This window comes from Allocoleopsis sp. (assembly GCF_036703385.1).
In the GTDB taxonomy this organism is placed as follows: Bacteria; Cyanobacteriota; Cyanobacteriia; order Cyanobacteriales; family Coleofasciculaceae; genus Allocoleopsis.
Genome location: NZ_DATNPA010000773.1, coordinates 1 through 7,963 on the forward strand (window position 1 = coordinate 1; position 7,963 = coordinate 7,963).

At 46.5% G+C, this 7,963-nt stretch carries 3 protein-coding genes and 1 pseudogene; 1 reads left to right on the forward strand and 3 read right to left on the reverse strand.

Translation table 11 applies throughout. The annotated features are described in order from the left end of the window. Positions 1-2,169, forward strand: a 2,169-nt coding sequence (locus tag V6C93_RS36185; protein ID WP_333481536.1) for a bifunctional serine/threonine-protein kinase/ABC transporter substrate-binding protein, incomplete at its 5' end; no start/stop codon positions are given. A gap of 136 nt (positions 2,170-2,305) precedes the next feature. Here the strand turns inward: V6C93_RS36185 and V6C93_RS36190 are convergent. The 3 genes and pseudogenes from V6C93_RS36190 to ltrA form a co-directional block, all read right to left on the reverse strand. Next, positions 2,306-4,579, reverse strand: coding sequence for a caspase family protein (locus tag V6C93_RS36190; protein ID WP_333481537.1), 2,274 nt, complete (start codon positions 4,577-4,579; stop codon positions 2,306-2,308). A 64-nt stretch (positions 4,580-4,643) separates the two neighbouring features. Further along, a pseudogene (locus V6C93_RS36195) lies at positions 4,644-5,997 on the reverse strand (group II intron reverse transcriptase); the annotation flags it as partial. Between the two features lie 71 nt (positions 5,998-6,068). After that, complete coding sequence (ltrA, locus tag V6C93_RS36200) at positions 6,069-7,793, reverse strand: group II intron reverse transcriptase/maturase (protein ID WP_333481539.1); 1,725 nt, start codon at positions 7,791-7,793, stop codon at positions 6,069-6,071. Positions 7,794-7,963: the final 170 nt, after the last annotated feature.

Consider the following 7,963-nt stretch of genomic DNA (forward strand, 5'->3'; position numbering starts at 1 on the left):
ATGGAGAAAATAGAGGGACTAAATCTAGAGGAATGGATAGAGGAAAATCAGCCTATTTCTCAAGAGCAAGCCCTTAATTGGCTGCAACAACTGGTCGAAATTTTGAATAAAGTCCATAGCATAGGGCTTTGGCATCGGGACATCAAGCCATCAAATATCATGCTAAAACCCGATGGTCAACTAGTATTGATTGACTTCGGTGCAGTCGGCGTTGGAGAAACAAGAATTATTTCTATTCATTACACTCCACAAGAGCAAATTGAGGGTAGAACAGTTCCACAGTCTGATTTTTTTGCCTTAGGTCGTACCTTTGTTTACTTATTGACAGGTAGGCATCCCTATGACTTACCCAAAGACGCTGAAACTGAGCAATTAATTTGGCGGGGCTTAGCACCATCAATATCAAGCGATTTCGCCCTTTTAATTGATGATTTGATGGCTCATGAGCCAGCCAATCGCCCTCAAAACACTCAAGATAGTGGGCGACGCATTCAGTTAATTGATAATAGTAGAAAGCCTGAGCAATATACTTTAAATCAAACTCCTATAATCAACTGTCATCCTACAGACATAACTCAGCTTCCTAATGACCGAAAAAAAACGGTTTCAAGCCTCCCCTTTCAAGGGGAATCATCAAGAAATTCTGTCGAATGTCAAGCTCCGTCCTTTGAAGGCGGAGCCAATCCAAAATCCAAAATCCAAAATCCAAAATCGATTGACATTACACAGCAGCCAACGAGATTTTCAATTAAACCCTTTTGGGTAGGAGGGGCAATGCTGCTGTTGGGATTAGCAGGAACTCTCATCTACCAGGTACTCCCCTGCGAGGTATTAGGAAATTTTAAACGATGTCTACCCAGCGACAAGTTAAGTTCTGGAGAACGAATCCTAATTCCTGGTGCTGCAACGCTAGAAAAGCGGAGTGGTAGCGAGGCATTTCGAGATGGGCAATATGGCAAAGCCGTTGAGTGGTGGGCAAAAGCCCAAAAAAACGAAAAAAGTGACCCTGAGACTTTAATTTACCTCAACAATGCCCAGATTGAAGCTCAGAAAGCGAAATCTTATACCATTGCGGTTGCTGTTCCTCTGGATATGAGTTCAGAGGAGTTGAATTCTGGACTAGAAATTTTACGGGGAGTTGCCCAAGCGCAAGATGAGTTTAATCAAAAACGAAAAGAAGTGCGTATTAAAGTATTAATTGCGGATGACGACAATAAACCGAAGCAGGCTAAACAAATTGCTGAAGCTTTAGTGAACAAACAGGATGTCCTTGCTGTTGTTGGTCATTTCACCAGTGATTCAACATTAGCCGCGTCTGCGGTATATCAACAGAATCAATTAGTGTTTGTTTCTCCAACTAGCACTTCCGAAGATTTATCAGCCCAAGGAAAATCTCGTTATCCGAATTTCTTTTTTCGCACAGTGCCAAGCGATCGCGTCATCGCTCAGGCATTGACTAGCTACTTGAGCAAACAAGTCAATTTACAGACGGCTGTGGTATTTTATAATCCCGGTAGTAAATATAGTAAGTCCTTACAACATCAATTTCGCGAAAGCTTGAGCAATAATGGAGGCAAGGTTGTAGATGAGTTAGATTTATCTACTCCGCTTCTTAATTCGGGAAACGCGATACATAAAGTGGGAAAAAAAGGAGCCAAGGTGATTGCTCTATTTCCCAATAGTCAAAGTTTAATTTTAAATCAAACAAGAAAGCTGATTGTTGCCAACCAATGTCGCTATTTTATGGTAGGGGGCGATACTATTTATACACCTGAAATTCTGGATGTCGTCGGCAAACAAGTAAAAAACTGTTTAGTTGTCGCTGTCCCCTGGCATCACAGGCATAGTCCTGACCCAAACTTTCCCCAAGCCGCTGAAAAGTTATGGGGAGGACAAGTGAGTTGGCGGACGGCTTTGGCTTATGATGCCACTCATGTTTTGCTCACGGCTGTAGCAAAATCCTCAGCTCCTAGCCGTACCTTGTTGCAGCAAACCTTATCAAACCCTAATTTTAAAGCGATAGGGGCAACAGGCACCATTAGTTTCCAAGCCAATGGCGATCGCAAAGAACCCCAAATCCAATTGGTGCAAGTTCAGTTAGATAAGCAGGGTAAGCCTGTATTTGTCTCCAGAGAAACAACCCGTTCAGATATTAGTTCAAGTCAATAGTGTTGCGATCGCTTATACCCATTTCCTTTAATGATGCCATGAAGAGCGAACTCCCCCCACAGGCTGTGTTTTCCTGACGGGGTGACAACGGTGACAACTCCGTCAGCTTCAAGCAAGAAGTCGGAGATCTTTAGAGCTATTTCACCACTTCCAGAATGGTAGAAATAGCGGCAAGTTGTCTACGGTCAATGGCTTTTATATCTTGAGTTACCTGGATACCGCCGCGCGTGTTGCGATCGCCATCGCTGATCAGTGCTTCCACAAAGCCCAGTTCCTCCTCCCCAGAGAGGAGCAATGGTGTTCTAGAACCAGCCTCTACGCTACGCCCTGCGGCAATTGTTTGTAACCCTTTGAGCGCATCACGGATGGGCTTTTCACTTACCAACACCAGGACTTCAAACGATCCAGCCCCAGTCAGGGTAAAGTTATAGCCATCACCTTCTACAGGTGTCAGCAAGACTTGCCCCTCACCCAAAAGCGCTTCATTTTCTGCTGAATTCCAGTATGGATAGAGGGGTGTAATTTTTCCACTCTCACCAATACCAATCACTGCTATATACAAATTGCGTTTCTCATTGTTACGAACTTGCACCTGAACAGTTGTCCCTTGCTTAAAGGTTTTGGGCGTGGTGGTGGCAATGCTACCTTTGGGAGCGATCGCCACTGCTACTTTATATGCTGAGGATTGCCCGACTAACGCCGCATCACTACCCGTCACCAGTTTGAGCAGCTTACCTGCTAACAACGATTTGAACCGCCCCTCTAAACGCTCCACTGCTGCCTGAGCTGATTCTCCTGGTTTATCGTTGAAGGTTGGCGCGATCGGGCGCAATCCCGTCAAAAATAAGCCAACGGTTTCAGCTTTGGGTAACTCAATGTCTTGCTGAGTCTGTCCTCGCGTCACCTGTTGCCGCAACGCTGGAGTCATCCGTCCCAAAATGCAATCCGCACCTTGCTCCGTACTGACGATTTGTACCCGCTTCAGCTTTTGCAAGGCTGCTGCTGCTAACTGCAACTGGTTGCCTAAAGAGCCATCCAAACTCACGCGCAATTTCAAATCGGTGGGAACGCCACGTATCTTCTCCCTAAGTAGGGTGCCTGTTTGCAGAGTGTTCAGTTGACCACTTCGCAATGTGCCAGTTGCCATTAAGCCAGTACGACTAGTCTGCTCCAGTTCAGCAATCTCGTTGCCCTGAGCATCAATGACTGCCCATAGTCCACCCTTATCGCTGGCTGCCAAACTTAACGAAGAAACTCCACCTAGCCAATACTCAACACGTCCATCCGGTTTGACATCACGCACCACAGCTTCTGCCCAAGGCTGCGGAGGTGAGAGAAAGTACGTCCACTTTTGAGCATTGCTAGTAGGATTGGCAGCGAAGATGGGAAACTGCTCAACCTTGCTATTGGCAGCCAGATCTTTCGTGCTGCGAGCCAGGTTGACAAAGGCATCCTTGAGCGATTCGTTGGTATCCGACTGCCAGAGATAGCGCGTAAGCAGGTAGGTGAAGGCTCCGGCATGGAATGTTTCGTTATCGAAAGGGGCATCGGCAGCGGATTGGTCAAACTGAGCAGAGCCGATCGCCACGCCTTTGGCAATCCCTTGTTTTCGCAAATCTGCTAACTGGGTTTCGGAAATGTTCAAGTCTTTCATCAGACGGTGTTGCAGTTCCAGTTCAACAGGACTGGGGGAGGCGTAACGATCGCGAAGCATCCCGTCAGGGTTATCACCATCCACACGAGAGGATACAGCGCGGAACGTCAGCCCACCGCGAATACCACCACCAGAATGACAACTATCAAGGACAGCCGTGACTAATTCGGTTTTGAGCGATCGCATTAGCAGAAATAGCGTTCGTCCCATGATGTCTTGGACAACAGCAGGATCACTGGTGAGGCGATCGTAGGGCACCATCGTCCCATTTAGCTTGTCGGTATTGGGGACTTTCTCATTGTTAATGATCAACTCTGGAATGGGGCTGGGATCGAGGATACGGGAACCATGCCCAGAATAATGAAAGACAACCACATCACCTGGTTTTGCCTGCTCGAGCAGGTGAGTTTTGAATGCATTCAGAATGTTGTCGCGAGTGGGTTTAAGCGGTTCATAGGGGGTTACAGGCAGGGTGCGATCGGCAACAACCAAAATATCTTTGGGATTGAATCCAAATCGATGTACCAGCAATTCCCACTGCAATTCCACATCGGTTAAACAACCCTGGAGACTGGTAATCTTGTCTGGATACGTATTGATACCCACCAGTAGCGCCAACTTACGACTGGGGCTACCCTGAGCCAGTACTTGACCGTAGCCCTCTACCTGATGCAGAAAGTCCAGTTGGCTGAGACCGATACTTGCCAGGGTAGCACCAGCCGCTTGCAGAAAATGGCGACGCTTTATCAGGGGCATGATTGAACCGTTCTGTTCCTTTTTTACGAGACATCTTCCGACATCCGTTTACAAAATTCCTGTTTCATCCAAGGCAGTCGGCTGCATTAAACTCAGCGAGACTGTCACCAGTCCCGCTGGTCTTCAAAACCGTGCGTGAGACTTTCACCTCACACGGCTCCTCAATGATTTGGTGCTTGTCACGCATACCTCATTACCCATTTATCCTCAACTTTTTCAAGTCTTTTGGTGGGCTTAGGCTTGGCACTGTTGCAGCCAGATTGTGTGCCAACACTGCTGTCGTTAGCAGTTTTTGTGTCGTGGCAATGTCTGTGTAGAAGCTGCCAGTTATCAAAAGAATCCTTTCCACCTTTCGATTTGGGGATTTTATGGTCAATTTCCATCACATCGTTTTCACGGAAGAACATATCGCAGTGGGCGCACTTTCCTTTTTGCTTTTTCAGGAGTTTTGCTACCCTACTTGGCATTTCAGGGTTGTTGCCCATTCTTGTACTCCAATAAACCAGGTTTCCGTCGTATGGAGACGATTCACCTTTAACTTTTACATGACGCACTATTGAAGTGTCAGCATGATTTAGTAACCAAAGAGGGTTTGACCCTTCCTTCCTGGTTGCGAATTCCCAGTTATTGCCGTCTATGGAGTGCCAATATCTTTTTGACACCCATTCCCCGTTCTTTGAGGGGTGTCGGCGTTTTGCCCAAGCCCTAAGCTTGTGGTACATGAGGTTATCCATGTCTGTGTAAGCCACCTTACTTACTACAGTCGCGTAGTAGTTTGCCCATCCCCGTATTATTGGGTTGAGATGACATATTAGCGCCGCTTGCGGTGCTGCCCTATGGGTTTCTATAACTTCCGCGATTTGGTCGTAATGCACCTTTTGCTTGTGTCTGCTTGGGGTGATGATTGTTTTAAACCCCTGTTTCGAGTGATACTTTCCTACTGGGAATTGTTGTATCGTAAAACCTAGGAAGTCGAATCCTGGTTTTTCTTGCTCGTACTGCTTGAGAGTATGGGCAAGTCTCGTTTTACTAGGCTTTAATTCCAATCCCATGCTGTTTAACCATTCAGAGATAATCTCTTTGCATCTTTGGACTACGGTTATGTCTTCATGGAGAACTACGAAGTCATCGGCGTAACGGATTAGATTTAATGTGTTTCTTAACCCTGTTTTACCTAGGGTTTTTCCACCTGGAGATTTTATTTTTAAGGTCTCCGCATATCTTTTTATCCGTACTTCCATCCCGTGGAGGGCTATGTTTGCTAGTAATGGAGATAAGACCCCACCCTGTGGTGTACCCTCAGATGTTGGAAACAACTGCTTTCCATCCAGCACTCCCGCTTTTAACCATGCTCGAATTTGACGGCGGATGGTGGGAAATGTATTCAGTTTTCTTAGCAGTGCTTCATGGTCGATGGCGGGTAAGGAGGCACACGTCGCCGTGTCCTCCTCCCCCAAGAACCGGACTTGACAGTTTCCCATCATCCGGCTCATGCCTTCAGCCTCTCAGAATCACCCTTAGAATGGACGTGCCTATGACAGGCTTGGTGGAGGTGTATGAGGTTTTCCTCCTTATCCGTTCCGCCATTCTTCCTTTGTACGATGTGGTGGGTGTGCAGTTTTTCTCCGTTGAGCAGGTGGTCACCGCATATCGGACAAGACCAGTTTTGATTAGTCGCTACTTTGTAGAGCTTTGTGCTTTTTTCCCAATAGGTTTTGCCGTATCGGGTCATGCGGTCTTGCCAATATTTGGTGAGTTCGGGGTCATCGGGGGAAGCGGTGCCTTTGACCTTAACGTGGCGTTCAATTGGAATATCAGATAACCGAAATATGGCTATCTCCTTATTGCCACGCTCGTCATTGACTGTTGCAGAAAATACCCATTTTCGCCCTTGGAGGGTTTTGAAGTACTTTCTGGCTACCCATTTCTTACGTTTATTAGGGTGTCGCGTCAGTGACCATTTCCAGAGAAGTTTCCAGAGAAGGTGGTCAACGTAGCTGAACACTTGTTTGCTGACCCCGTGCCTGTAGTAGTTTCCCCATCCTCTTAGTATTGGGTTAAGGTATTCTATGACTGCCTCGGGTGAAGCGTGTTTGTGTTCCTTAAGCCATTTACGGATGTTCTTCAGGAAGGTTTTGACTTTTTCTTTCTGAGGCTTAATCAGGCATTTGCCTTTGAACTGGCGGATATTGAACCCTAGGAAATTGAATCCTTCTTCTACATGAGAGATGTTGGTTTTCTCCTGACTCAGTTCTAATCCTCTTTCTTGAAGCCATTCCTGAAGAGTGGGAATTATTGCCTCAATGTCCTCTCTTGATTTGGCGGTGATGATGAAGTCGTCTGCATATCGGATGAATCCGTAAGTTGCATCCTTCTTCTTTTTCTTGTTGCCAGCTTGTTTCCCGCTTTTCAGGGTGTAGGTGTTGACCTTGTAAAACTGGCTCAATAGTGCCTCTATACCATTTAAGGCAATATTGGCTAACAGAGGGCTGATTATCCCTCCTTGTGGTGTACCGCTTTCTGTTTTGTGGAACATTTCGGCTTCTACATACCCTGCTTTCAGCCATTGTTTGATAATTTCTCGGCTTGGGGTATTCCCAATTGCGCTGAGGATGTATTCATGGCTGATGTTGTCAAATGCTCCTTTGATATCGGCATCTAAAATCCAAGTGTCACTGCCTCCACCCATTCGGCAAAAGCATTGGGCGATGGCATCGTGTGTGCCCCTACCAGGTCTAAAGCCGTAACTGTGTGCCTCAAAGTAAGGCTCAAAGCGAGGCTCTAGTGCATTTTTGACAACCGCTTGTGCTACGCGGTCAATGATAGTTGGAATTCCTAATGGTCTTCTTTTCCCGTTTGCTTTGGGAATATATACCCTTTTAGTTGGGCGAACTTTCCATAGAGAATGTTCCTTGATTTCAGTGACCAGTTTCACCCTTTCTGAGTTGGTTAAAGCTGTCTGACCGTCAATTCCAGCCGTCTGCTTACCTTGATTTTCTTGGGTTACTCGTCGCACTGAAAGCAGTAGGTTGGAGTAACTGCGTAACATCAGTTTCATAAGGCTTCTCACCTTATTCCACTGACCTTTCTGAGTGGCACGATAAATCCGTTGTCTTAGGTTTCTGACCCGCTTCTTAGCTAGCTTCCAGTCTATGTCAGTCCAACTTTGAAGCTGTCCCTTCGTTCCGATGTCGTTTCTGACTCTATCTTTCACGTTGGTTTGATTCCTTCACTCTGGCTTACCGTTGAAGACCTGCTAGAAGTCTGCCACCTTTCGGTGTGGGGCAAATTTTGAACCCCTATCCTGGGCATTACCCCAGACTTTCGCTTTTTCTGGCATCCTTTACCCCCTCAGTAGTTCCGTCTTCCTTACGGTTGACCTAC

What these genes read in the sequence shown, in the direction of transcription:
- V6C93_RS36190 (WP_333481537.1), bottom strand. Translation starts at nt 4,579, where the DNA reads ATGCCCCTGATAAAGCGTCGCCATTTTCTGCAAGCGGCTGGTGCTACC.